The sequence below is a fragment of the Rhizobacter sp. P2_G4 genome (genome assembly GCF_056403575.1).
Genome location: NZ_JBFUFG010000001.1, coordinates 501,047 through 526,870, shown reverse-complemented (window position 1 = coordinate 526,870; position 25,824 = coordinate 501,047). Strand labels below are relative to the sequence as shown.

Genomic DNA, 25,824 nt, shown 5'->3' with positions numbered 1-25,824 from the left:
CGGTGCAGTGCACCGGCTTTTTTTATGGCCGCGCGGCCCCCAGCCAACGGCTTCCGGGCTCAGTCCCTCGGGGCTGGAGCGTCAGCGACTGGGGGGCTCAACACCTTTTCCAGGCCCGCAAGGATGTGCGCGACGTTGATCGGCTTGGTCCAGTAGCCGTCGAATCCGGCCGCCAGTGCCGCATCGATCTGCGTCTGCATGGCGTCGGCCGACAGCGCGATGCAGTGCAGGCTGCTGGTGCGGACGTCCTCGCGCAGCGTGCTGATCAGCTCCAGCCCGCTCATGTCGGGCAGGTTCATGTCGATCAGGAGCAGGTCGTAGCGCCGCGCCTGCACCGCTGCAAGCCCCGTGGCGCCGTCGGGAACGGCCTGCAGTTCCCACTGCGGCCGCGCCCTGAACACCTCTTGCATCAGCAGCACGTTGAGCGGTTCGTCTTCGATGTAGAGCACCAGCCGCGAGGTGGATGCCGGCATCACGGGTGCCGCTTCCTGCAACTCGCTGCCGGCTGGCCGGGCGATCGGCGCAGCGCACGCGGGCAGCAGCAGTGTGAAGGTCGACCCCTTGCCGGGCTCGCTGCGCACCTGCAGTTCACCCCCCATCGACATGGCGAGTTCGCGCGCAATCACCAGACCCAGGCCCGAACCTTCAACGCGCCGTTGCTCGGCGCCCAGGCGGTTGAACGGCTGGAACAGCAGTGCCTGTTGCGCGTCGCTCAAGCCTTCGCCCTCATCGCTGACGTTCACCTGAACGTGCTGGTCGCTGCTCGACAGCGACACCTGCACCACCCCGGCGGGCCGGTTGTACTTGATGGCATTCGACAGCAGGTTGAGCAGCACCTGTTCGACCGCGCGGGCATCTCCTTGCGCCCACAGCGCTCGCCGCGGCGGCATCGAGAGCGTCACGCCAGCACTGTCGGCCATCGGCTGGATGAGTGAGAAGCAGGCCTCCAGCGTCGCGTCGAGATTGATCGGCAGGCGCTGCAGCGAAAAGTCTTCCTGCTCGATACGCGCCAGGTTGAGCATGTCGTTGATCAACTCCAGCAGGTGGCGCCCCGCGCGCAGCACGCTGTCGAGTCGGCGTGCCTGGTCGGTGGCCAACGGGTGAACGCGGTCGATCGCCATCAGCTGTGCAAACCCGAGGATGCCGTTCAGTGGCGTGCGCAACTCATGGCTCACCCGCGACAGGAACTCGCTCTTGGCGCGGCTCGCGCGCTCGGCGGCCTCCTTGTCGCTGCGCAGCTGTTCGTGCGCGGCCTGCTGCGTCACATCGCGGCAGGTACCCACCATGCCGTTCACCTGCTCGTCGTCGCCGCGCGTGCAGCGAGCAAAGATCTCGAGCGTCGCTTCGTTGCCGTCGGGTAGCTGCAGTCGATAGCGCGTTTCGAGCACGCCGCCGGTGGCGTGCGCATGCTCGAGCTGGGCTTTCACGTTTGACCGGTCGCCCGGATGGATGGCCGCCAGCCAGTCCGTGAACAGAAAGTGCGTCTGCGGATACGGCAGCCCATGGTTGGCGCAGGCCAGCGCATCCAGGCGCATCAGGCCGCTCTTTAGGTCGAGCTCGGCAATGCCGATGCCGGCGGCTTCGGCGGCCAGGCTCCAGCGCTCGTCACTGCTGCGCAACGCGAGTTCGCTTTCCTTGCGCGCCGTCACGTCGGCTGAGAAGCCGTGCCACAGCGTGCCGCCTTCGGGGTGGTGTTCGGGTACCGCCCGGGTTTCGATCCAGCGCGTGCGGCCGTCGCGAACGATGCGGAACTCGGGGTGCCACGGCAGCATCGCGCGTGCCGCAGCCAGCAGGCTCGGCAGGTAGTCGGGCACCTCGTCAGGGTGGAGCAGGCGCAGCACCATGTCACCGTCGATACGCTCGCCGTTTTGCGGTGGCTCGGCACCGAACAGCTCGCGCGACGCGTCGCTGGTGTAGGTGTAGTGGCTGCTTCCATCGGGTTGCAGCCAAAGCTGGAAGATCATGCCGGGCACTTGCGCCGACAGTTTGCGCAGCAGCTCGGCCTGGCCATGCTTGCGCCGCTCGGCCTGGATGAGCGCCGTGACATCGCGTGCCGTGCCGCGGTAGCCGCAGAACCGGCCCTGGGCATCGAACACCGGCACGGCGCTGCGCGACACCTGAAGCTTGCCGAGTGGTGTGTGCTTGTCGGTGATCACGCGCGTGACCGGCCGATGCTGCCGCAGCAGCGTGTGCAAGGTCTGCCCGCCGGGGAGTGGTTCGCCCAGACTGTCGAGCAGCGGCGAATCGGCGATCTCCAGGCCCTTGATCGCGGCCGGCGACAGGTCTGTCACCGCTTCGAACGCGGCCGAGACCCAGAGGTAGCGCAGCTGCGCGTCGGTCTCCCACATCCAATCGCCCGAGGCGCGGGCGAAGTCGAGCAGACGCGCGCGTTCTTCGTCTGCAGGCCGCTCGTCGGAATGGGCGCAGAGCTCCGACGTCTGCCGCGCGGGCGGCAAGTGCGACTCGTCAGAAGGCAGTGACGAAGGCGGCATGTCGTTGGAGCGGCGAAGCCAAAGACCGCATTATCGGGACAGTGCCTTCACAACGCCCAATGGCCTGGCTGGGAGGCGGGGCCGGGAGGAGGGAGATGGCACGAACCCTCTCTCACCTTCTCCCTCTCCAGCTCACTGAAGGTCTCAGCGCAGCAGCGGCTTCAGGTAGCGGCCGGTGTAGCTGTCGGCATGCGCGGCGATGTCTTCCGGCGTGCCCGCCGCTACCACCATGCCGCCGCCGGCACCGCCTTCGGGGCCCATGTCGATCACCCAGTCGGCGGTCTTGATCACGTCGAGGTTGTGCTCGATCACCACGATGGTGTTGCCGGCGTCGCGCAGCTGGTGCAGCACGCGCAGCAGCAGGTCGATGTCGGCGAAGTGCAGGCCGGTGGTGGGCTCGTCGAGGATGTAGAGCGTGCTGCCGGTGTCGCGCTTGCTCAGCTCGAGCGCGAGCTTCACGCGTTGCGCCTCGCCGCCGGAGAGCGTGGTCGCGCTTTGGCCGAGGCGGATGTAGCCCAGCCCCACGTCGAGCAGGGTCTGCAGCTTGCGCGCGATGTTCGGCACGGCATTGAAATAGCCGTGCGCGTCTTCGACGGTGAGGTTGAGCACCTCGGTGATGTTCTTGCCCTTGTAGAGCACCTCGAGCGTCTCGCGGTTGTAGCGCTTGCCGTGGCAGACGTCGCAGGGCACGTACACGTCTGGCAAGAAGTGCATCTCGACCTTGAGCACGCCGTCGCCCTGGCAGGCTTCGCAGCGCCCGCCAGCCACGTTGAAGCTGAAGCGGCCCGGGCCGTAGCCGCGCTCGCGGGCGGTGGGTACTTCGGCAAACAGCTCGCGGATGGGTGTGAACAGGCCGGTGTAGGTGGCCGGGTTGCTGCGCGGCGTGCGGCCGATCGGGCTCTGGTCGACGCTGATGACCTTGTCGAACACGTCCAGGCCTTCGACGGCATCGTGCGGCTCGGGCTCGGCATGGCTGCCGTAGAGCTTGCGCGCCACCGCGGCGTACAGCGTGTCGTTCACCAGGGTCGACTTGCCGGAGCCCGATACGCCGGTCACACAGGTGAGCAGGCCCACCGGGATCTCGGCCGTCACGCCCTTCAGGTTGTTGCCGCGCGCGTTGACGATGCGCAGGCTCTGCGGCTCGTCCATGTCGGCGAGGCGATGGCGTTGCTTGGGCACGGCGATCTTCAGCACCTGCGACAGGTAGCGCCCGGTGAGCGACTCGGCGCTGTCGGCCACGGCCTGCGGCGTACCCTGCGCGATCACGTGGCCGCCGTGCACGCCGGCGCCCGGGCCCATATCAATCACGTGGTCGGCGGCGCGGATCGCGTCTTCGTCGTGCTCAACCACCAGCACGCTGTTGCCGATGTCTCGCAGGTGGCGCAGCGTGCCGATCAGGCGGTCGTTGTCGCGCTGGTGCAAGCCGATGCTGGGCTCGTCGAGCACGTACATCACGCCGGTGAGGCCCGAGCCGATCTGCGAGGCGAGGCGGATGCGCTGCGATTCGCCACCGCTCAGCGAGTCGGCGTTGCGGTCCAGGCTCAGGTAGTTGAGGCCGACGTCGTTCAAGAACTTGAGCCGCGAGCGGATCTCGCGCACCACCTTGTCGGCGATCTCGGCCTTCGCGCCCTTCAGATGCAGCGATTCGAAATACGCCAGGCATTCGCGCAGCGTGAAGTGCTCGACGCGGTAGATCGGCTCGCCCTGTTCGTCATCCTCGCCCTGCAGGAACACGTGCCGGGCTTCGGTGCGCAGCCGCGCGCCCTGGCAATCGGGGCAAGGCTTGGCGGCCTGGTAGCGCGCCAGGTCTTCACGCACTGCGGCCGAGTCGGTCTCCTTGTAGCGGCGCTCCAGCGTCGGCAGGATGCCTTCGAACGGGTGCTTGCGCTTGACGCTGCGCGTCTTGCCCTTGGCGCCGTCGGCTTCGTAGGTGAAGCTCACCTCTTCGTCACCCGAGCCGAACAGCAGCACCTCGCGCGCTTTCTTCGACAGGTCTTCGAACGGTGTGTCGATGTCGAACTTGTAGTGCTTGGCCACGCTCTCCAGCAGCGAGAAGGTGTAGCCGTTGCGCCGGTCCCAGCCCTTCACGGCGCCGCTCGCAAGGCTCAGCGACGGGAAGGCGACCACGCGTTCGGGGTCGAAGGCCGTCACCTGGCCCAAGCCATCGCAGGTCGGGCAGGCGCCCACCGGCGAGTTGAACGAGAAGAGGCGCGGCTCCAGTTCGCTCAGCGAATAGCTGCAGATCGGGCAAGCGAACTTGCTGCTGAACAGGTGTTCGCGACCGGTGTCCATCTCGAGCGCCATCGCACGGCCATCGGCAATGCGCATCGCAGCTTCGAAGCTCTCGGCCAGGCGCTGCTGCAGGCCGGGCTGCACCTTCACGCGGTMGATCACGACGTCGATGTCGTGCTTCTCGGCCTTCTTGAGCTTGGGCACGTCGGTCGCTTCGTACGCCGTGCCGTCCACGCGGAAGCGAATGTAGCCTTGCGCCTGCATGTCGGCGAAGAGCTCGACGAACTCGCCCTTGCGATCGCGCACCACCGGCGCCAGCACCATCAGCTTCGTCTCTGCCGGCAAGGCGAGCGCGGCATCGACCATCTGGCTCACGCTCTGCGCCTGCAGCGGCAGGTGGTGGATGGGGCAGAACGGCGTGCCCGCGCGTGCATACAGCAGGCGCAGGTAGTCGTGGATCTCGGTGACGGTACCAACCGTGGAGCGCGGGTTGTGCGAAGTGGCCTTCTGCTCGATGCTGATGGCTGGGCTCAGGCCCTCGATCACATCGACGTCGGGCTTGTCCATCAGCTGCAGGAACTGCCGCGCGTAGGCTGAAAGGCTCTCTACATAGCGCCGCTGGCCTTCGGCATACAGCGTGTCGAACGCCAGGCTCGATTTGCCCGAGCCGCTCAAGCCGGTGATCACCACCAGCTTGTTGCGCGGGATGTCGAGATCGATGTTCTTCAGGTTGTGCGTGCGCGCCCCGCGGACGCGAATCATCGGGGCTTCGATCGAAGCCTCAACGGCGGGCGCCTTGTCGACGGGTGGTTTGGCGGGAGTGCGGGGGGGCATGAAGGCGCAGCGCGAAACCGAACATGATAGCGGCGGCGCCTGTCACGTCAGGTGACACCGAAGAGCCGGAAATCAAGGCGCGGCGGTGTCGAGTGCGCTCTGCAGTGGCGTGATCGTGGCCGCCGGCAGCTCAGCCTGCCAGGCGCTCTGGGCCTGCTCCCACAGCACGCCGTGTTCGGTGAGGCGCAGGCTGTGTTCCACGCGGCCATCGCGCAGCAAACGCAGCTCGCGGCCGAGCAGGGCGCCGGTCTCGCGGGCGGCGCGCGGTTGCCAGCGGGAGCCGGTGGCGCTGTCGAGTTGCGCGAGCCAGGCGTAGATGGCGTCGTTCATGCCTTGCGCGCTGCCGTCGCCGCGTTGCCATGTCCAGTGCGTGGGGTCAGCGGCGATGGCGGCGCGCAGGCGGACGAGGCTCGTGCGCGCCACGTCTTGCTGCACGCGCAGCTCGCTCAATTCGACCTGGGGTGCGGCCTCGCTGCGCATTGCACGGGTGACGACGCTGCGTGCACGTTTGGACTCGGACTCGTCGGCTGATTTCGACGCGGCCAGCCCACCGGCGGCCGCGCCGGCCATTGCACCGGCAGGTGCGGCTGGCGTTGCAGCGGGCGCGGGAACGACCGGCGGCGGCAACGAGAGTGCCGTGACGGCGGTGGACTCACGCACGGGTGGTGCTACATCGGCCTTGGCGTCGGCGGCGACTTCGTTGCGTGCTGCCGGTGCCGCCGGTGCAGGTGCCGGCGATGGCGCTGCGGGCTTCGCCGATGCGAACGCGGCCTTGTCTGCGGCGGGAGCGGACTTGCGCAAGGCGGCGTGTGGAGGTTCCGGTGCGCGGCGTTCTGCCTCGGCGGCCGGCGCTTGCTTGGGTGCCGCCTCAGGTGCTGACGCTGCAGGTGGCGCGACAGGCGGTGTCGCAACGGATGGTGCCGTTTCTGCAGGCGCAGCGGCAGGGCTAGGCCGTTGCGGCAAGGCCTCGTTCATCGGCTGGTCCCACCACATCACGCCAACCAGCGTGGCGGCCATCAGGCCTGCGAAGCCGGCCGCCACCGATGGGCGTGCGAACCAATCCCACAGCGTAAGCAGCGGGTGGCGGGCGGGCCGGGCCGGCGCTGTCGTGTCACGCGCCTTGGCGCGAGCTTCACTCAAGATCAACGCACTGAGCGATGGCGGCGGCTGCACCTGCGCATCGGGCGCATGGCGCAGCGCTTCGCGCAGATGGGCGTCACGCTCCTGGTCTGTCATTGCGCGCCCCCTTGAATCGGCGCGAGGTACGCGCCCATGCAGGTGCGCAGCTTGCTCATCGCATAGCGCAGCCGCGTCTTCGCCGTCTCAAAACCGACCTCCAGCGTGCGCGCCACCTCGGCCAGCGGCAGCTCGTCGTCGTGGTGCAGCAAGAAGGCGCTGCGCTGCGCGAGCGGCAGTTCTTCAAGGCAGCCCAGCAGGCGCTCTCCGGCGCGGCGCCAGAAGGCGAGGTCGTCGCTGTGGGGTGACGGGCTCGCGGGTGCAGGCCACTGCTGCCAAGCGGCGCCGCCAGCGTCGGGCTCCCACGGCGAATCGTCGTCGGTGCTCATCGACACCTCGCGCCCGCTACGCCGCCAGATGTCGATCACGCGGTGGTTGGCCAATGTGTACAGCCAGGTGCGAAAGCTCGCGCCCTGCGGCTCCCATTGCTGGCGTGCGTTCACCACGCGCAACCAGGTGTCCTGAAAGATCTCGTCGGTCTGCGCGGCCAGCGAGTTGCCCAGCAGGCGGCGGATGAAGCGGTACAGCCCGGCCTGATGGCGGACATAAAGCCGCTCGAACGCCGACGCGTCGCCACGCGCGTAGGCGCTCATCAGCTCGTCGTCGGTGGGTTCGGGCACGGGGCTCATCGGGTCGGAAGTCTGCCTCACTCGGGGTGGTACGGCCACCCGGGCGAAACGGGGTTAATTCGGCGCCGACTATTTTTCTGTTGCCGCGTCACCCCGTTGCAGGTTGAGCCACGTGTCATGCCAGGTGACCCTTTCACTTCGGAGACCTTCATGACCGTGAACCTGCGCCGCACTGCCTTGCCGGCCTTTCTGTTGACCGTGCTGCTCGCCGCCTGTGCCGCGGCATTCGACGAACCCTCGGCCCATGCCGCCACTCGCGCTGAGCGCGGCCCCTGGCCGCCTGCGTGGCAAGACGCGCCGCAAAGTTCGGCCGGCGACTTCACCCCGCCCGCCTTCCAGGCACCGTCTGCCACGCATTGCCATCGCCTGCCGACAACGCGTGAAGTGCCGGGCGGCGGTGAGCAGCAGGGCGCCGGCTGGCGGCGCGGCCGCGAGATGGAATCGTCGCGCGATGCACTCGCCAAGCGCAGCGAATCGGCCGAGATGGCACCTGCCGCGCCCGCGATCGAGTCGCGCGTTGCTGGCGCAGCGGCCGACAAATCAGCGCCGGCCTTCGCGCCACCGCCATGGCCCAGCCAGCCCCAACCGCACCCGCAACCGCAACCGATGCCGCAGCGCCCACCGCACGAGCCGGTCACCGCTGGGATGGTCGACGACAACGCCGACTTCGGCGAGTACATGGCCTACCGCCAGCGCAACGGCAACCTGGCTGTGCGCGAGCGCGACATCAGCGAGCGCTACCTGCTGGAGGTGACCGACGCCCAGGGGCAGCCGGTGCACGATGCCGAGGTGGCCGTGCAGCGGCCTGGCATCGCCCAGCCGGTGATGTGGGCTCGCACCGACACGGCCGGCCGCGTGTGGCTGCACCCGCGCGCCTTCCTGTCGCCCGAGCTGGACAACGAACGCACGCTCGGTGTCGCCGTGCGCAAGGGCGGTGTGCAGAGCCGCGCGTTGCTGACACGGGGCCAGTCACAGGCGGTGCAGGTGCGGCTCGGGCAGAACCTCGCTGCGCCGATGCGCCTGGACCTCGTGTTCCTGATCGACGCCACCGGTTCGATGGGCGACGAGATCGCCAAGCTCAAGAACTCGATGCGTGCGATGTCGCAGCAGATCTCGCAACTGCCCGGTCAGCCCGACATCTGCTACGGCCTCGTGGCCTATCGCGACCGCGGCGATGCCTTCATCACCCGCACGCACGATTTCACCGACGACCTCGGCGCCTTTCAGCAGCAGCTGGCCCATGTGCAGGCGCACGGCGGCGGCGACACGCCTGAGGCCTTGAACGAAGCGCTGCATGAAGTCGTGCACGGCTTGAGCTGGCGCCAGCAGGCCGCTCGCATGGTGGTCTTGGTGGCCGATGCGCCGCCTCACCTCGACTATGGCGGTCCGCAATATGACCGCGACATGCAAGCCGCGCTGTCCAAGGGCATCAAGCTGTTCGCGGTGGGCGCGAGCGGGCTCGACCCGGTCGGCGAATACATCTACCGCCAGATGGCGCAGTACACCGCGGGGCGCTTCGTCTTCCTCACCTACCGAGACGCCGGCAACCCGGGCAGCGGCCCCGGCTCGCAGACCCCGCACGACGTGAAGCAGTACTCGGTGCAGACGCTGGACAAGCTGGTGGTGCGGCTCGTCGGCGAAGAATTGGCACGTCTGAAGCGGGGTTGATGTAGCGACGTAGCATCGCCCCATGAAGCTGTTGCCGCGCCTTACCCGCCGCTCGCTGGCCTTCTCGGCCGGCGTGTTGATGGCCGGCTGCGGCGGCGGTGTGTACCTGGAGTTCGGTGACGGTGACGACTTGCCGCCGGTGGTCGACCTGAGCGCCGCCGCATCATCCGCACGCGCCGGCGACAGCGTGCGCCTGGCAGCTGCCGCTGCCGATGAGAACGGCATCGACCACGTGAGCTTCTATCGCTTCGACGGCAACACCGTCGTGCGCATCGGCTCCGACGGTTCACCGCCCTACGAGTGGCAGCTGCTGGTGCCGACCGACGGGCGCAGCGCCGTCACGGTGTTCGCGCGGGCGGTCGACTACGCCGACAACGTGACCGAGAGCGATCAGCTGACGATCAGCATCACGCCCTGAGCGCAGGCTTCAAAAGCGACTCAATCGAGATAGGGCGTCAGCGTTTGCATCTGCGGCTTGTCGGCACCGCTGGCCGGCTCGATGCTGAAGAAGTTGTCGCCCCACCACGGCCCGGCGGCCCAGTAGGTCCAGCCGGCCCACACGTCGCTGTTCGTCTCCATGTGGTTCAGCATGCCGGCCAGTGCCTGCTTGCAGACGTCGTTGTTGGCTCCTGCGAACTCGCCCAGCAGGCCGCGCTTGCCATTGGCACGCAGCCACGCGGTGAAGACGGCAAGCCGCTGTGCACCGATGGTGGTGCTGGTGCAGGTGCTCGATGTTCCCGAGCTGTCGGCGTCGAGGTACTGGTGCGCTTCGTAGACGATGTTCTTGCCGCTGTCGGTGATCTGCAGCATCGCCTGCGCATTGGGCGTGCCGTACCAGTTGGCGGCCCAGCTGTGGGCGCCGCTCCAGGCGTTGCCCGGCACGGCAATGGTGTTGGTCGCGCCGGTGGCGCGGATGCGGCGGATCGCTTCGTTCGCGGCACTCACCCAGCTCTCGGTCGCCATGTTGAAGGGCTCGTTCATCACGCCGAAGATGACCTTCGGGTTGCCCTTGAACACACTGGCCAGGCGAGACCAGAAATCGCCGAAGGCAGCGTTGGGCACACCGTTCGAGCCGATCACCTGGCCACGGTAGCGCGCGTAGTTGTGCGGGTCGATCAGCACCGTCACGCCCTTGGCCGTGGTGCCGGCCACGAAGTCCTTGAGGCGGGTCAGTTCGGTGGTGTCCAGCGCGCCGTTGAGCGTGGGCTGCAGCCGCTCCCACAGGAAGGGCAGGCGCACCAGGTTCATGCCCTTGGCCTTGAAGTAGTCGACCGAGCTGACGCTGGGGTACACGTACTGGTAGCCGTACTTGCCGGGCAGAGCGGTGCTGGTGAATTCGGCGCCCGACAGGTTGACTCCGCGCCACTTGACGCCGGTCACCGCAGCGGGCGTGGCCTCGGGGCTCGACGCGTCGCTCGATGGGGCTGTGCTGTCGACAGGGGCCGGTGCCGGGGCCGCGACCGCTGCGTCGTCGGGTTCGCTGCTGCTGCCGCTGCCGCCGCAAGCAGCCAGTGCGATCAAGGAACCCAGTGCGGCCACGCAGCGCAGGCGGTGCAAAGTCGAGCCCATGCGGCAAGCTGAGGTTTGCGAAGAAGCAGCACCGTGGGCGTGTTGGAGATGAACTGGGATCACGCAAGAACCTCGTAGTCGAACAGGTGCCTGCATTGTCGGAATCGTCCTACGGGCATTCAGTCATCTCTTGTAAGTGCCCGTGCGTGAATTGCTTGGCAACCTGTTTTCCGACTGCAGGGCGCAGCGGCGTGTTTTGTGTGCCGCCAGGTTGCGTATCGCTACAGGTGCAACTGCAATCTCAGTACTCGAGCATCAGGTGCAGCACGTGGGCGCCGACGCGCTTTTCCACCCGCGGGATGTACGCCACACGCGGCGTGATGCCTTGGTAAGTGAAGAGCGACCACGAGGGCACCAGCAGCGGCTGCACCTTGTGGAAGTAGCCGGTCACCGCGGCGGTGGTCACGTCGAGTGCGCCGAACTTCCAGGTGTAGCCGGCGTAGAAGCTGTCTCTGCGCAGCGAGTTGCGGTAGCCGCCGGCCGTCCAGCCTTCGTCGGTGCGGTAGTAGAGGCCGGGGTTGAAGTTGTTGTAGTGCTTGGACGGGAAGTGCTGGCTGCCGACGTGAAAGCCGATCGTGTCGGCCATGGCGCACGGCGCCAGCGTCAGGGCGGCAATGGCGAGAGCGGCGATGCGGATCAGGCGGGACATGGCGGTTTCCGATAGACAAGTGCTTGCTTGTCTTTTCGAACATCGCGGTGTGTCGCTGAAGCGACTGTTTCATGAGCGCCGGGCCAGGGAGTGCAAAACTCACGGCACTACTTGACAAGGTACAGAGCGGTTACGTCTCGAGGAATGTCAAGCGCTTCACGCCGCATCGGAGAGCTGCAGTCTGTGAACAGGTGCTCGGAAGGGCGTGAGAGGCCACGTTTCCGAGCCGGGCGACCCGTACTGGGATGCTTGTCTGATCGCCCCTGCTGCCGGGGCTCGCGTGCGCTCAGCCCTGCAGCACGCGCAGGATTTCGCGGCCGTAGGCCTCGAGCTTCTTCGCGCCCACGCCGCTGATCTCCGACAGGTCGTCGAGCGAGGTCGGTTGCGCCCGCGCCATCTCGGCCAGCGTGGCGTCATGGAAGATCACATACGCCGGCAGCCCATGCTCCTTGGCCACCTCGGCGCGCCAGGCCTTGAGGGCGGTGAAGCGCTCGGTGCCTTCATCGTCGAGCGTGATGGGCGGCGCCTTGTCCTTGCCGCGGGTGAACTTGCCGGTCTTGCTGCTGCCTCGCTTGGGCGTGTCGCTCTGCACGCGCAGCAGCATCACCACGTCGCCGCGCAACACTTCGCGTGCGCTCGGCGTCAGCTCCAGCGTGTTGTATTCGCCTTCGGTGCGCAGGTGGCCCAGCGCGATCAGCTGGCGCAGCACGGCGCGCCATTGCACTTCGCTCACGTCGGCACCGATTCCAAAGGTGGACAGGCTCTGGTGCCGGTACTGCACCACCTTGTCGGTGGCCTTGCCGCGCAGCACGTCCATCAGGTGGACGGCACCGAAGCGCTGGCCGCCGTTCTGGTGGAAGCGGTAGACGCAGCTGAGTGCCTTGCGCGCGGCTTCGGTCGCATCCCAGGTTGCGGGCGGGTTCAGACAGTTGTCGCAGTTGCCGCAAGGCGTGCTGTCTTCGCCGAAGTACTTGAGCAGCCGCACGCGACGGCAATCGTGCGCCTCGGCCAGCGCGAGCAGTGCTTCAAGCTTGCCGACCTGGCCGCGCTTGAACTCTTCGCCGGCAGTGCTGTCGTCGATCATGCGGCGCTGGTTCACCACGTCGGCCAAGCCGTAGGTCATCCAGGCGTCGGCCGGCAAGCCATCGCGGCCGCCGCGGCCGGTCTCCTGGTAGTAGCTCTCGATGTTCTTCGGCAGGTCGAGGTGGGCCACGAAGCGCACGTCGGGTTTGTCGATGCCCATGCCGAAGGCGATGGTCGCGACCATCACGATGCCCTCTTCGCGCAAGAACTTGTCTTGGTGGCGCCGGCGCACGTCGGCGTCTAGCCCCGCGTGGTATGGCAGCGCGCTGATGCCTTCGCTCTTCAGCCAGTCGGCGGTCTCTTCGACCTTCTTGCGCGACTGGCAGTAGACGATGCCGGCATCGCCCTCGTGCTCGTCGTTGATGAAGCGCAGCAGCTGGGCACGGGCGTTGTCTTTCTCGACGATCGAATAGCGGATGTTCGGCCGGTCGAAGCTGCTGATGAAGATGCGTGCGTCCTGCAGCTGCAGGCGCTCGATGATGTCGGCGCGCGTGAGGTCGTCGGCCGTTGCGGTCAGCGCGATGCGCGGTACGTTGGCGTAGCGCTCGTGCAGCACGTTGAGCGACAGATAGTCTTCGCGGAAATCGTGCCCCCACTGGCTCACACAATGCGCTTCGTCAATGGCGAAGAGGCTCAGCAGCCCGCGCTCGTTGAGCGAATCGAGCTGCGCCAGGAAGCGCGGCGTCGTCACGCGTTCGGGCGCGGCGTACAGCAGCACGAGGCGGCCGCTCATCATCTCGCGCTCGATGCGCTGCGTCTCTTCGAGCGTGAGCGTGGAGTTGAGGAACGAGGCGTGCACGCCGGCTTCTTCGAGCGCGCCGACCTGGTCGTGCATCAGCGCGATCAGCGGACTCACCACCACCGCCACACCGTGGCCCGCGCGGTGGCGGGCGATCGCCGGCACCTGGTAGCACAGGCTCTTGCCGCCGCCGGTGGGCATCAGCACCAGCGCGTCGCCATCCTTCACGACGTGGTCGATGATGGCCTCTTGCGCGCCGCGGAAGACGGGGTAGCCGAACACCTCTTGCAGGATGTGCAGGGGTGCGGTGGACTCGAGGGCGGGGGAGGAGGCGGGAGACTGCATGGCGAGCGAAAGCGCCATGGTACGCGAGCGCTCCTTGCAGTACGCTGGCCGATCCCAAAAGGAGACCCCATGACAGACCGCGCCGACACCCTGCGCCAGCAACTCATCCGCAACTTCAATGACGAGCCCCTCAAGCACGAGGTGCGCGAGCCGCTGTACGACTCGATGGGCTCCCGGCTCGCCCCCGGCACTGCCGCGCTCAAGCTCGGCGCGAGCTTCGATGTGGTGGCGCCCGGCAAGCGCTCGTGCCCCTATCACTTCCATTACGCCCAGGAAGAGATGTTCATCGTGATCGAGGGCGAAGGCACGCTGCGCGTGGCCGGCGAGATGCTGCCCATCCGCACCGGCGACGTGATGTTCATCCCGCCCGGCCCGGACTATCCGCACCAGATCATCAACACCTCGAAGGCGCCGCTGAAGTACCTGTCGATCGGCACGAAAGACAGCCCCGAAGTCGTCGAGTACCCGGACTCCGGCAAGTACCTGGCCACGGCCACGCGAGACGGCAACCCCTATGGCTTCGACCACATCCACCGCGCGCAAGACGAGCTCGACTACTGGGATGGCGAACCCTGAACCCAGGCTGGCAGCAGAGGCACCTTGAGCCCTCTGCGCCGTGCTAACTTCGCCCGGCCGCTGCCCGGTACCCAGGCCCATGTCCCGCATCCTTCGCCGTCACCCACAACGTGGCCCGCGATTCGTCTCTTGAGGAACTTCAACACCATGAAGCACGCGTTCTCTTACCTGCGCTGCGCCGTCGCAGCCTTCGTTCTCGCTGGCGCCGCCACCGCCGGCATCGCGCAAACCGCCCTGCCCACCGCGGCGGTGCGCAACGTGACCGACACCTACTTCGGCACGACGGTCGACGACCCCTACCGCTACTTCGAGAACAAGGCCGACCCCGAGGTCGCGAAGTGGATGAAAGCGCACAGCGACGATGCCTACGCCAAGCTCGCGCGCATCCCGGGCCGCAAGGCGCTGCTCGAGAAGATCATCCAGTACGACTCGGCCACCTCGGACCGCGTGGCCCAGGTCACGCGCCTGCCTGGCGACGTGTACTTCATCGAGCGCCGCTCGGCCACCGAGAACCAGTTCAAGCTCTACATGCGCAAGGGCGTGACGGGCTCCGACCAATTGCTGGTCGACCCCGAGGCGCTGGAGAAGAAAACCGGCAAGCCGCACGCGATCAACTGGTACACGCCGTCGCCGGATGGGTCGCTGGTGGCCTACGGGCTGTCTTCGCAGGGCTCCGAAGCGGCCGTGCTGCATGTGCTGAACACACGCACCGGCAAGATCGTCGGCCAGCCCATCGTTCGCGCCGATTTCGGCGGCGTCGACTGGTCGCCCAACGGCAAGGCGCTCGTCTTCAACCGCCTGCAAGCGATGCGCAAGGGCGCGCAGGCCACCGACAAGTACCAGCGCAGCCAGGTGATGCTGCTGCGCGCCGGCCAACCGGTGAGCACCGCCCGTGCGGTATTCGGCAGCGGCGTGAAGGGTGTGGACATCGGGCCGGCCGAGATCCCCATCGTCAGCTTCTCGCACGACGGCAAATGGGCCTTCGGCTACGTGATCAACGGCACGCAGCGCGAGATGGGCGTCTACGTGGCGCCACAGGCAGGCGTGCTCGCGGGCAAGCCCGTCTGGCAGCGCGTGATCACCGCGGCCGACGATGTCACCGGCGTCAGCTACTTCGGCGACACGCTCTACTTCGTCTCGCACAAGGGTGCGCCGCGCTCGCAGGTGCTGGGACTCAAGCTCCCGTCGGACCCGAACGCCGCGCCTGACCTGAAGAACGCCGAGATCGTGATGCCGGCGTCGGAACTCGTGGTCGTCAACGTGGCTGCTGCAGCCGATGCCGTCTACGTGGAAGCGCGTGACGGCAACATCAAGCGCCTCTATAAGCGCGCGCACGGCAGCACCGGCCCGACGGTCGAGGTGAAGCTGCCCATCGAAGGCTCGTTCGAACTCGCGGGCGAGGGCGTGGCCGCCGCCAACCCGCTTCTGCCCGGCGTCGTGATCGACCTGCAAAGCTGGAACAGCGCACGCCAGGTCTACGTGGTTGCGGCCGACGGCAGCGTGAAGAACACCGGCTTGCAGCCGACCGGCCCCTACGACACGCCCGCAGGCGTCGTGGCCACCGAAGTGAAGGTGAAGAGCCATGACGGCGCGATGGTGCCGCTCTCGATCATTCACCGCGCCGGCACCCCGCTCGACGGCAACAACCCGACCATCCTCTACGGCTACGCCAGCTACGGCATCACAGAGGAACCCTTCTACAGCGTGAGCCGCCTGGCCTGGCTCGATGCTGGCGGCGTGTACGCCATCGCCAACCCGCGCGGCAGCAGCGTCTACGGCGAAGAGTGGTACCGCGGCGGCTACCAGGCCACCAAGCCGAACACCTGGAAGGACTTCATCGCCTGCGCCGAGTACCTGATCGCGCAGAAGTACACCCAACCCATCAAGCTCGGCATCCTGGGCGGCAGCGCGGGCGGCATCCTGGTGGGCCGTGCGATGACCGAGCGGCCCGACCTGTTCGCCGCCGTCATCCCGGCGGTTGGCGCGCTCGACATGCTGCGCATGGAAACCACGGCCAATGGCGTGCCCAACATCCCCGAGTTCGGCACCGTGAAGAACGAAGCCGGTTTCAAAGCGCTGCTCGAGATGAGCACCTACGCCCACATCAAGGCCGGTACCGCCTACCCCGCGGTGATGCTGACCGCCGGCGTCAACGACCCGCGGGTGGAGGTGTGGCACAGCACCAAGGCGGCAGCACGCCTGATGGCCAGCACGAGCAGCGGCAAGCCGGTGCTCATCCGGCTGGCCTACGACGCCGGGCACGGCATCGGCAACACCAAGAAGCAGCAGCTCGAGGAGCGTGCCGACATGTTCGCGTTCTTCCTGTGGCAGATGGGCGTGCCGGCGTACCAGCCCTCGCCGCAGTAACGGGCTCAGCGCTGCCAGTCGCGCTGCCGGCTGGCTTCGTTTTCCTGGCGCAGCTTCACGCACTGCGGATGCTGCCGAAAGCGATCGCTGCTGCATTCGCGGTTCACGCACAGCGCCTTGCTGAAGAAGTTGCGGCCCGCGCAGGCTTCATCTGGTGAACGAAGCGCTGTGACGCGGGTCGTGCTCGCCGGGCGCGATGGCGCTTCGGTGGCCTTCGGTGCGGGAGCCGCTGCTGGCTTGGCTGCCGCGACGTTGGTGGTCACCGTGGTGGCCGGTGTGCCGGGCTTGGCCAGCACCGCCGGCTGTGAGTCGTGCCGATAGGCCCAACCTGCCAGCGTGAGGGTGGCCAGCAGGCCCACCGCCACGGCACCCCAGCGCCAGTGCGGCCCAAAACGCGGCGCCAGGTCGCCATGACGGCGCTTCGGTTTGGGTGGCGTCAGGCGGCCGCTCAGCGCATCTCGCATCTGTGCCACCTTCTGCGGCCGGTCGTCCGGCGCGACGGCCAGGCCCCAGTCGACGCAGCGCAGAAAAGCCACCGAGACGCCGCCCGGAGCCGCCTGGTGCAGCGGCAGGCTGTCACGCACCGCGCGGGCCACGGCCGGCGTGGGCGGCTGCCCGCTCAGCAGGTAGTGCAGCACGGCCGAGACGGCGTACAGGTCGGTCCACGGGCCCTGGCGCATGCCGGCGATGTCGGCGTACTGCTCCACCGGGGCGAAGTTCGGCTTCAGGATGGCGGTGAGCGTCTGGGTGCGGTCCCCGATCACCTTGCGCGCCGCGCCGAAGTCCAGCAGCACCGGCGGGCCGTCGACCTGCAGCAGGATGTTGTCGGGCGAGATGTCGCGGTGGTACACGCCTTCGCGGTGCAGCACCTCCAGCGCATCGAGCAGCGGCAACACCAGGGCGCGCAGCCAGGCTTCGCTGGGCGGCTCGGTCATCGCCAGCCGCTCCTGCTTGAGCGTGCGGCCGGGGTAGTACTGCATCACCATGTAGGCGGTGCCGTTGTCTTCCCAGAAGCGATGCACCTTCAGCAGAGACGGGTGATCGAAGCTGGCCAGCAGCTGCGCTTCGTTGACGAAGGACTTGAGGCCGGCCTGGAAGGTCTCGGCATGCTGCGGCGCACGCAGCGCCACCCACGAGCCCAGGCCGCGAACGGCCAGCGCGCTGGGCATGTATTCCTTGATGGCCACCTGGCGCATCAGGGCGTGGTCTAGCGCGAGGTAGACGATGCCGAAGCCGCCGGTGCCCAGCACGCACAGCACCTCGAACTCGTCGAGCCGGGTGCCTACCGGCAGGGCATCTCGACCGTCAAAGTCCTCAGCCGGCTCTGCGGAGCCCCGGCGGCTGAACTTGATGGTCGGGGCGTGGCGATCGGCGGTCGGTGACACGAGATGTTGATTGGGCAACGAGGAAATGCGGGCGGACATGGGAAAATGCGGCCCTCGGACGGGGGCACTCCTCGCGTCCCCCATGATGCCCCTGCCAGCGGGGGCGGCGTACGTTAAGCTGGAACCAGTACGCCCCAGCGTGACAAATTCAACCGTTTCGATCCTTCGGGACCTCTACCCTTTCTAAACAGGAGCCGCCCCATGGCCTCGATCAACAAAGTCATCCTCATCGGCAACCTGGGCCGCGACCCCGAAGTGCGCTACACGCCCAACGGCGCGGCCATCTGCAACGTCACCATCGCCACCTCGCGCAACTGGAAAGACAAGAACAGCGGCGAGAAGATGGAAGAAACCGAATGGCACCGCGTGGTGTTCTTCGACCGCCTGGCCGAGATCGCCGGTGAGTACCTGAAGAAGGGCCGCCCCGTCTACGTCGAAGGCCGCCTGAAGACCCGCAAGTGGACGGACAAGGACGGCGTCGAAAAGTACACCACCGAAATCATGGCTGACAACATGCAGCTGCTCGGCGGCCGTGATGGCGGTGGCGATGAAGGCGGCGGTGGTGGCGGCTATAGCAGCCGCGGTTCGCAAGGCGGTGGTGACAGTGGTGGCGGTGCGCCGCGCCAGGAACGCAGCGCGCCGGCCGCACGGCCTGCGGCCAGCAAGCCGGCTGCGACGAAGTCGTCGACGGGCTTCGACGACATGGACGACGACATTCCGTTCTGATCCGCGCCGCTTCGAAGCACAAACAAGAAAAGCCCGCAGGCCGATGGTCTGCGGGCTTTTCTGTTTCGGGTTCGACCCGTGAGGGACTTCAGGCCTTCGGCTTGTACGCGACGACGTCGATCTCGACCTTCGCATCCACCATCAGCCGCGCCTCGGTGGTCGAGCGCGCCGGCTTGCCGTTCGGGAAGTAGCTCATGTAGACGCGGTTGAAGGCGCCGAAGTCGCGCGCATCTTCCAGCCAGCAGGTGGCCTTGCAGACGTCGTCGAAGCTCGCGCCGGCCAGCGCCAGCACGGCTTTCAGGTTCTCCATCACCTGGCGCGTCTGCACCTCGATGCCGCCGGAGACGATCTCGCCGTCCGCATTCGCCGGAACCTGGCCCGACACATAGATGAAGTCACCGGCGCGCACGGCCGGCGAGAACGGCCGCGCCTGGCGGTCAGAGGCCGTCGGCGGAGCGCCGAGGTAGTCGAGGGGCATGAGATCTCCTTGAGGGAACAGCAGCACAAACAGGTGCAGGCTCGCACCATAGGTGTGAAATCATATTTCAGTCAACACTGCGAATCTCCGGGGAAATACCGATTATTTGGCACAGGCTTTGCTCCATAGTCGCTTCGTTCTGAAAAATACTTTCACACAGTACTTCGGATTCCTGCCATCTCGACTTTGGAGATCCGCCATGCCTAGCCCCGACATGCTCCCCCGCCGCACCCTGCTCAAGCTGCCCGCAGCACTCGGCCTGGCCGCCTGCTTGATCGCTGCCACCGGCGTCGCGCAGGCCCAGGGCGCACGCAACTTTGCAACGCTCGCGATGGTTGGCGAGCCGCAGACGCTGGACCCGATGGCCTCCACCGCCGACCTGGTCGGCACCATCATGCAGCACGTCTATGAGCCGCTCTACACCTTCGACGCGAAGTGGAACGTGGTGCCGATGCTGGCCGAATCGCAGCCGAAGATCAGCGCCGACGGCAAGACCTACACCATCACCTTGCGCAAGGGCGTGATGCTGCACAGCGGCCGCGAACTGACCGCCGATGACGTGGTCGCGAGCCTGCAGCGCTGGATGGAACAGGCGCCGCGTGGCAAGGCGGTCGCGAAGGAACTCGACAGCATCAAGGCGCAGGGTGCCCTCGGTGTGCAGATCGTGCTGAAGAACCCATACGCGCCTCTGCTCTCGCAGCTCGCGCTGCCCAGCGGCATGGCCGCAATCATGGCCAAGGATTCGATCGCGACGCCGCTGAAAGACTTCGTTGGCACTGGCCCCTACCGCTTCAAGGAGCGCAAGCCCGACGCCTATGTGCTGCTGACACGCTTCGACAAGTACAGCGCCCGCAAGGAGCCCGCGAGCGCCTACGCCGGCAAGCGCGAGGCGCTGATCGAGGAGCTGCGTTTCGTGCCGGTGCCCAACGCCAACACGCGTGTCGAAGGCGCGCTCGCGGGGCAGTACGACTTCGCCGACCTGTTGCCGGTCGAGGCGCTGTCGCGGCTCGAGAAAGCTGCCGGCAAGACCGTGCCGATCCTGACCACCTCCTTCGGCTTCCCCTACCTGGTGCTCAACACCAAGGAAGGCGTGGCCGCCAACGTCGGCGTGCGCCGCGCGATGCAGACCGCCATCGGCGTCGGCGAGATGCTGGCCGCCGGCTTCGGCGACACCCGCTTCTTCAGCGTCGAGGGCAACCACTTCCCGAAGGGTTCGCCGTTCTACTCGACCGCCGGCACCGACCTCTACAACCAGCGCAACGCGAAGAAGGCGAAGGACGAGGCCGAGAAGGCCGGCTACAAGGGCGAGCCGGTGCGCGTGCTGACCAGCCGCCAGTACGACTTCCACTACAACATGGCGCTGCTGATGGCCGAGCAGCTGAAGCGGGCCGGCTTCAAGGTCGAGCTCAACGTTGTCGATTGGGCCACGCTGGTGCAGCGCCGCAACGATTCCAAGCTGTGGGACCTGTACGTCACGCACTCCGGCCAGTTCCCCGAGCCGATGCTGTCGCCGCCGCAATTGGGCGAAGGCGCGCCGGGCTGGTGGAGCTCACCGGCCAAGCAGGCGGCGCTCGCGGCCTTCAACCAGGAGACCAACCCGGCCAAGCGTGGCGCGCTGTGGGGCAAGGTGCAGCAGGTGGTGTACGACGAGGTGCCGTACATCAACGTCGGCCGCTTCAACGGCCTGTCGGCGCGCAGCCCGGCGCTCGATGGCTACGTGCCGTCGACCTGGCCGTTCTTCTGGAACGCGCGCATCAAATAAGAAGTGATCGGCGCTATGCCTCGCTATCTAGCCTCCCGCCTCGCCGGCATGCTGGCGGTGCTCGCCATCGTCGCGGTGATGGTGTTCGTGCTGACGCGCGCCGCGTCGGGCGACCCGATCTCGGTGCTGCTGGGCGACCAGGCCACCGCCGAGGACATCGCGCGCGTGCAGAAGGACTACGGCCTGGACAAGCCGCTGCCGGTGCAGTTCGCGTACTGGCTCGGCGAGGTGCTGCACGGCAACCTCGGCCAGTCGATCTTCCTGCAGCGGCCGGTCACGCAGGCGTTGTGGGAGCGGGCCGAGCCGACCACGCTGCTGGCGCTGATGGCGGTTGCGATCGCGGCGCTGATCGGCATCCCGTGCGGCATCGTCTCGGCGGTGTACCGCGGCCGCTGGCTCGACCAGGTCGTCACCGGCGCGGCAATGCTGGGCGCCAGCATCCCGAGCTTCTGGTTCGGCATCGTGCTGATCCAGATGTTCGCGGTGTCGCTGGGCTGGTTCCCGGTGTCGGGCTACGGCGCGCCCGATGCGTCGCTCGGCGAACGCCTGCATGCGCTGATGCTGCCGGCCACCGTGCTGGGCGTGCTGAACTCGGCGCTGATCATCCGCTTCACGCGAGCCTCGATGCTCGACGTGCTGGGCGAAGACTATGTGCGCACCGCGCGTTCGAAGGGCCTGTCCGAAGGCACCGTGGTGCTCAAGCACGCGCTGCGCAACGCGTTGGTGCCCATCGTCACGGTGTTGGGCCTGACGGTGGCGCTGATGATCGGCGGGGCGGTCGTCACCGAGACGGTGTTCGGCCTGCCGGGCATCGGCAACCTGGTCGTCAACGCGGTGCTGCGGCGCGACTACCCGGTGATTCAGGGCGCGCTGCTGGTGATCGCGGCGATCTACGTGCTGATCAACTTTGCGATCGACCTGCTGTACGTGGCCGTCGATCCTCGGGTCAAACTGTGAAAGTCCCTCGCCTCCTCAAGCAACTGATGCACCGCCGCATCGTGATGGTCTCGGCCGCACTGCTTCTGGTGATCGCGGTGCTGGCCCTCGGTGCCCCGTGGTTCGCGTCCTTCGATCCGAACGACACGGCGGTGCTCGACCGCCTGAAAGCCCCGAGCGCCGCCCACCTGCTGGGCACCGACGAGCTCGGCCGCGATCTCTACGCGCGCATCGTGCACGGCGCGCGTTACTCGCTGGCCATCGCTGCGCTGACGGCGCTCGGCTCGGTGATCGCCGGCACGCTGCTCGGGCTTGTGGCGGGCTTCTTCCGCCGCCTCGACACGCCGCTGATGCGGTTGGTCGACGCGATGATGTCCTTCCCCGACATCCTGCTGGCGATCGCGCTGGTCGCGATCCTCGGGGCCTCGCTGCTGAACGTGGTGCTGGCGCTGGTGCTGGTCTACACGCCGCGTGTCGCGCGGGTGGTGCGTGCGTCGACATTGGTGGTGCGCGAACTGCTGTTCGTCGAGGCGGTGCGCGCCCTGGGCGTGCGCACCTCGCGCATCCTGTGGCGCCACATCCTGCCCAACCTGCTGTCGCCGATCCTGGTGCAGGTGTCGTTCATCTTTGCGTACGCGATCCTGGCCGAGGCTGGGCTGTCCTTCCTCGGTGTCGGTGTGCCGCCGGAGATTCCCACCTGGGGCACGATGGTGGCCGGCAGCCAGCAGTACGCCGACCGGGCATTCTGGGTCGTGCTGTTCCCGGGCCTTGCGATCATCTTCACGGCGCTGTCGCTGCAGATCCTCGGTGACGGCGTGCGCGACCTGCTGGACCCGAAGCTCAAGAAAACACTATGAGCACACCCCGCCTCACCGTCAGCGGCCTCAGCACCTGCTTCCCGACCGAAGACGGCCTGGTTCGCTCGGTCGCAGACGTCGGTTTCTCGATCGAACCTGGCAAGACCACTGCGATCGTTGGCGAATCCGGCTCCGGCAAATCGGTCACCAGCCTGACGCTGATGCGCCTGCTGCCCAAGACCGCGCGTGCGCAGGTCGAAGGCCACGCGCGCTTCGTCACTCGCGCCGGCCGTGAGGTCGACCTGCTCACGCTGCCCGACGCCGAGATGCGCCGCCTGCGCGGCAACGAGCTGGCGATGATCTTCCAGGAGCCGATGACCAGCCTGAACCCCGTCTTCACCGTTGGCGAGCAGATCGCCGAGAGCGTGCGGCTGCACAAGGGGCTGGACCGCACCGCGGCTTTGGCGCACGCCAAGCGCATGCTCGACCTGGTGGAGATCCCTGCCGCCGCACAGCGCCTGCACGAGTACCCGCACCAGTTGTCGGGCGGCATGCGCCAGCGCGTGATGATCGCGCTGGCCATGGCCTGCGACCCGACCCTACTGATAGCAGACGAGCCGACCACTGCGCTCGACGTGACGATCCAGGCGCAGATCCTGGTGCTGATGCGCCGGCTGCAAGCCGAGACCGGCATGAGCATCTTGTTCATCACGCACAACCTCGGCGTGGTCGCGCACCATGCGGACGATGTGGTGGTGATGTACGCCGGCCGGGTCGTCGAGGCGGCGCCGGTGCGGCCGCTGTTCGCTTCTCCCGCGCATCCGTACACACAAGGGCTGCTCGCCTGTCTGCCCGGCAAGGCGCATGCGGCCGGCCAGCCGAGGCCGAAGCGGCTGTTCGCAATCCGCGGCCAGGTGTCGAGCCCGCTGGCGCCGCCGCCCGGCTGCGCCTTCGAGCCGCGTTGCGACCAGGCGATCGCCGCCTGTGCGCAGGCGGTGCCGCCGCTGGTGGACACCGGAGAGATGTGCCACGCCCGCTGCATCCGCGTGCCGTCAGTTGAAAGGAATGCGGCATGAGCGAAGTTGCAACGCCGCTGATCGAGGTGCGCAACCTCAAGCGCTACTTCGGCAACAGCGACAAGCCGGTGCGCGCTGTCGACGATGTGTCGTTCGAAATCCGCGCCGGTGAGACCCTCGGGCTGGTCGGCGAATCGGGCTCCGGCAAGAGCACCATCGGCCGCACCGTGCTGCGCCTGATCGAGCGCACTGCCGGCCAGGTGCTGTACCGAGGCGACGACCTGGCGGCCTTGTCGGGCGAGCGCATGCGCAAGCTCCGCAGCAAGCTGCAGATCATCTTCCAGGACCCGTACGCGAGCCTGAACCCGAAGATGCGCATCAGCGCGATCCTCGACGAGGCGCTGTCCACGCACGGCCTCGCGAAGGGCCGGCGCAAGGAGCGCATCGCCGAGCTGCTGGAGCTGGTCGGGCTGCGCCCGGAGCACGCGAGCCGCTTCCCGCATGAGTTCTCCGGCGGCCAGCGGCAGCGCATCGGCATCGCACGTGCGCTGGCGGTGGAGCCGGAGTTCATCGTCGCCGACGAGCCGCTGTCGGCGCTCGACGTGTCCATCCAGGCGCAGGTGATCAACCTGCTCGCGGACCTGCGCGAGCGGCTGTCGCTGACGATGCTGTTCATCTCGCACGACCTCGACGTGGTCGAATACCTCTGCGACCGCGTGGTCGTGCTGTACCTCGGACGCGTGATGGAGGTGTCGACGACGGCCGAGTTGTTCGCGCGGCCACTGCACCCGTACACGCAGGCGCTGCTGGCGGCGAGCCCGAAGCCCGATCCACTGGACAAGACTGAGATCATTCCGCTGAAGGGCGATATCCCGAGCCCGATGAACCCGCCGTCGGGCTGCGTGTTCCGCACGCGCTGCCCGCGCGCCGTCGACGCGTGCGCGCAAACCATCCCGCCGCTGGAAGAGAAGGCGCCCGGCCGCTTCGCCGCCTGCATCCTGACATGACCATGACCCACGACCTGATCGACCCGCTGCTTCAACCCGGCCTCAAGGGCTACCCGCTGACCGCGTCGCCGCGCCGCCGCAGCGAGGTGGCCGCCGCCGGCTGGAACGTGCTGGCCGGCGACCTGCCGCTGCCGCTGGCGGTGCTCAAGCGCGAGGCGCTGGAACACAACATCGCGTGGATGCAGCGGCGCACGCAGGAGTGGGGCATCCAGCTCGCACCGCACGGCAAGACGACGATGTCGCCGCAGCTGTTCCGCCGCCAGCTCGATGCCGGAGCCTGGGGCCTCACCTTCGCGACGGTCAACCAGCTCGCGGTGGGTGTCGCAGCTGGCGCACGCCGCACGCTGATCGCCAACCAGGTGGTGCACGACAGCGACTTGGCCGCGATCCAGGCGCTGCTGCGCGACCATGCCGACTTGCGCATCGTGTTTCTGGTCGACTCACTGGCTCAGCTCGCGCTGGTCAACGACTGGGCGCAAGCCCACCCTGGCGCCGTGCCCTTCGAAGCCATGCTCGAAGTTGGTGTGCCAGGTGGCCGCAGCGGCGTGCGCACGCAGGACGAGGCGCTGGCCCTCGCGCGCGGCATGCACGCCAGCAAAGCCGTCCGCCTGGTCGGCATCGAGTGCTACGAAGGCCTGGGCGCCAAGGGCGAGACGGACGCCGACGTGCCCTATGCGAAGGCGCTGATGGACCGCGTCGAAGCGATCGCCTCGACAGCCGATGCGGCAGGCTGGTTCGAAGCCGACGAGGTGCTGCTGTCGGCCGGCGGCTCCGCGATCTTCGACCTCGTGGCCGGCCGCTTGACACCGTCGCTGACGCGCCCGGTGCGCGGGCTGCTGCGCTCGGGTTGCTACGTGACGCACGACCACGGCTTCTACAAGCGCATGGTCAACAGCGTCGAAGCGCGCCTGGGCTGCGGCTGCGGCGAGACGCTGCGCCCCGCGATGGAGGTGTGGGCGATGGTTCAGTCGCGCCCTGAGCCCGGCCTCGCGATCCTCGCGGTCGGCAAGCGCGACATCTCGTTTGACCTGGCGATGCCGGTGCCGATCGCGCGTGCGGCGCGCGGTGCACTGCAGGTCGATGCCGTGCCCGCCGGCTGGTCGATCACCGGGCTGAACGACCAGCACGCCTACCTGCGCTGGGCCGAGGCGGACGAAGCCACCGCCCCGGCGGTCGGCGAACGCATCGGCCTCGGTATCTCGCACCCCTGCACCACCTTCGACAAATGGCACTGGATGCCGGTCGTCGAAAACGACTACCGCGTCACCGACGCTGTGGCGATGCATTTTTGAACCCGC

20 protein-coding genes are annotated in these 25,824 nt (G+C 67.5%); 11 read left to right on the top strand and 9 right to left on the bottom strand.

The genetic code is table 11. The features are described from left to right. Nucleotides 1-59: 59 nt before the first annotated feature. From AC1DYS_RS02580 to AC1DYS_RS02565, 4 genes are all read right to left on the bottom strand, one after another. Nucleotides 60-2,492 (bottom strand): ATP-binding protein, encoded by a 2,433-nt coding sequence (locus tag AC1DYS_RS02580; RefSeq protein WP_477895749.1) that lies wholly within the window; start codon nucleotides 2,490-2,492, stop codon nucleotides 60-62. Between the two features lie 144 nt (nucleotides 2,493-2,636). Next, nucleotides 2,637-5,486, bottom strand: a complete 2,850-nt coding sequence (gene uvrA / locus AC1DYS_RS02575; protein WP_477897245.1) for an excinuclease ABC subunit UvrA — start codon at nucleotides 5,484-5,486, stop codon at nucleotides 2,637-2,639. Between the two features lie 144 nt (nucleotides 5,487-5,630). After that, the gene (locus AC1DYS_RS02570; protein WP_477895747.1) at nucleotides 5,631-6,794 is read right to left on the bottom strand and encodes a hypothetical protein; all 1,164 of its coding nucleotides are present in this window, start codon (nucleotides 6,792-6,794) and stop codon (nucleotides 5,631-5,633) included. Then, complete coding sequence (locus tag AC1DYS_RS02565; RefSeq protein ID WP_477895745.1) at nucleotides 6,791-7,423, bottom strand: sigma-70 family RNA polymerase sigma factor; 633 nt, start codon at nucleotides 7,421-7,423, stop codon at nucleotides 6,791-6,793. The genes AC1DYS_RS02570 and AC1DYS_RS02565 overlap by 4 nt, the downstream gene beginning before the upstream one ends. Nucleotides 7,424-7,573: 150 nt before the next feature. Between AC1DYS_RS02565 and AC1DYS_RS02560 the strand changes: the two genes are divergently transcribed. Then, nucleotides 7,574-9,091 (top strand): vWA domain-containing protein, encoded by a 1,518-nt coding sequence (locus AC1DYS_RS02560; protein WP_477895743.1) that lies wholly within the window; start codon nucleotides 7,574-7,576, stop codon nucleotides 9,089-9,091. Nucleotides 9,092-9,113: 22 nt separating this feature from the next. After that, complete coding sequence (locus AC1DYS_RS02555) at nucleotides 9,114-9,509, top strand: Ig-like domain-containing protein (RefSeq protein ID WP_477895741.1); 396 nt, start codon at nucleotides 9,114-9,116, stop codon at nucleotides 9,507-9,509. Between the two features lie 20 nt (nucleotides 9,510-9,529). Here AC1DYS_RS02555 and AC1DYS_RS02550 read toward each other — a convergent pair whose 3' ends face one another. The 3 genes from AC1DYS_RS02550 to recQ form a co-directional block, all read right to left on the bottom strand. After that, entirely contained in the window at nucleotides 9,530-10,660 is a 1,131-nt protein-coding gene (locus AC1DYS_RS02550; RefSeq protein WP_477895739.1) for a glycoside hydrolase family 5 protein, read from the bottom strand. Between the two features lie 241 nt (nucleotides 10,661-10,901). Continuing rightward, a complete protein-coding gene (locus AC1DYS_RS02545) occupies nucleotides 10,902-11,309 on the bottom strand; it encodes a hypothetical protein (protein ID WP_477895737.1) in 408 nt (135 codons plus the stop codon). 286 nt (nucleotides 11,310-11,595) lie between these two features. Beyond that, complete coding sequence (recQ, locus tag AC1DYS_RS02540) at nucleotides 11,596-13,494, bottom strand: DNA helicase RecQ (RefSeq protein WP_477895735.1); 1,899 nt, start codon at nucleotides 13,492-13,494, stop codon at nucleotides 11,596-11,598. 51 nt (nucleotides 13,495-13,545) lie between these two features. On the opposite strand from recQ, the gene AC1DYS_RS02535 reads away from it, so the two are divergent. Both AC1DYS_RS02535 and AC1DYS_RS02530 read left to right on the top strand, forming a co-directional pair. Continuing rightward, the gene (locus AC1DYS_RS02535) at nucleotides 13,546-14,052 is read left to right on the top strand and encodes a cupin domain-containing protein (protein ID WP_477895733.1); all 507 of its coding nucleotides are present in this window, start codon (nucleotides 13,546-13,548) and stop codon (nucleotides 14,050-14,052) included. Between the two features lie 147 nt (nucleotides 14,053-14,199). Beyond that, nucleotides 14,200-16,419 (top strand): prolyl oligopeptidase family serine peptidase, encoded by a 2,220-nt coding sequence (locus tag AC1DYS_RS02530; RefSeq protein ID WP_477895731.1) that lies wholly within the window; start codon nucleotides 14,200-14,202, stop codon nucleotides 16,417-16,419. A gap of 5 nt (nucleotides 16,420-16,424) precedes the next feature. On the opposite strand, the gene AC1DYS_RS02525 is transcribed toward AC1DYS_RS02530, so the two are convergent. Continuing rightward, complete coding sequence (locus tag AC1DYS_RS02525) at nucleotides 16,425-17,804, bottom strand: serine/threonine protein kinase (protein ID WP_477895729.1); 1,380 nt, start codon at nucleotides 17,802-17,804, stop codon at nucleotides 16,425-16,427. Between the two features lie 201 nt (nucleotides 17,805-18,005). On the opposite strand from AC1DYS_RS02525, the gene ssb reads away from it, so the two are divergent. Further along, nucleotides 18,006-18,530 carry a single-stranded DNA-binding protein gene (ssb, locus tag AC1DYS_RS02520; protein ID WP_477895727.1) on the top strand — a complete coding sequence of 175 codons (525 nt, stop codon included), beginning with the start codon at nucleotides 18,006-18,008 and terminating at the stop codon, nucleotides 18,528-18,530. An 88-nt stretch (nucleotides 18,531-18,618) separates the two neighbouring features. Here ssb and AC1DYS_RS02515 read toward each other — a convergent pair whose 3' ends face one another. Further along, on the bottom strand, nucleotides 18,619-19,008 hold the full coding sequence (locus tag AC1DYS_RS02515) for a RidA family protein (protein WP_477895725.1): 390 nt from the start codon (nucleotides 19,006-19,008) through the stop codon (nucleotides 18,619-18,621). A 199-nt stretch (nucleotides 19,009-19,207) separates the two neighbouring features. Here AC1DYS_RS02515 and AC1DYS_RS02510 point away from each other — a divergent pair, with 199 nt between their 5' ends. The 6 genes from AC1DYS_RS02510 to AC1DYS_RS02485 are packed head-to-tail and all read left to right on the top strand — an operon-like array spanning nucleotide 19,208 to nucleotide 25,818. Then, nucleotides 19,208-20,770: an ABC transporter substrate-binding protein gene (locus tag AC1DYS_RS02510; RefSeq protein WP_477895723.1), complete on the top strand. Its 1,563-nt coding sequence runs from the start codon at nucleotides 19,208-19,210 to the stop codon at nucleotides 20,768-20,770. Nucleotides 20,771-20,785: 15 nt separating this feature from the next. Beyond that, a complete protein-coding gene (locus AC1DYS_RS02505) occupies nucleotides 20,786-21,727 on the top strand; it encodes an ABC transporter permease (protein ID WP_477895721.1) in 942 nt (313 codons plus the stop codon). Beyond that, complete coding sequence (locus tag AC1DYS_RS02500; RefSeq protein ID WP_477895719.1) at nucleotides 21,724-22,563, top strand: ABC transporter permease; 840 nt, start codon at nucleotides 21,724-21,726, stop codon at nucleotides 22,561-22,563. The genes AC1DYS_RS02505 and AC1DYS_RS02500 overlap by 4 nt, the downstream gene beginning before the upstream one ends. Next, nucleotides 22,560-23,579, top strand: coding sequence for an ABC transporter ATP-binding protein (locus tag AC1DYS_RS02495; protein ID WP_477895717.1), 1,020 nt, complete (start codon nucleotides 22,560-22,562; stop codon nucleotides 23,577-23,579). Before AC1DYS_RS02500 ends, AC1DYS_RS02495 begins: the two co-directional genes overlap by 4 nt. Beyond that, the gene (locus AC1DYS_RS02490) at nucleotides 23,576-24,526 is read left to right on the top strand and encodes an ABC transporter ATP-binding protein (protein WP_477895715.1); all 951 of its coding nucleotides are present in this window, start codon (nucleotides 23,576-23,578) and stop codon (nucleotides 24,524-24,526) included. Before AC1DYS_RS02495 ends, AC1DYS_RS02490 begins: the two co-directional genes overlap by 4 nt. Further along, nucleotides 24,523-25,818, top strand: coding sequence for an amino acid deaminase (locus AC1DYS_RS02485; RefSeq protein WP_477895713.1), 1,296 nt, complete (start codon nucleotides 24,523-24,525; stop codon nucleotides 25,816-25,818). The genes AC1DYS_RS02490 and AC1DYS_RS02485 overlap by 4 nt, the downstream gene beginning before the upstream one ends. Nucleotides 25,819-25,824 lie beyond the last annotated feature (6 nt).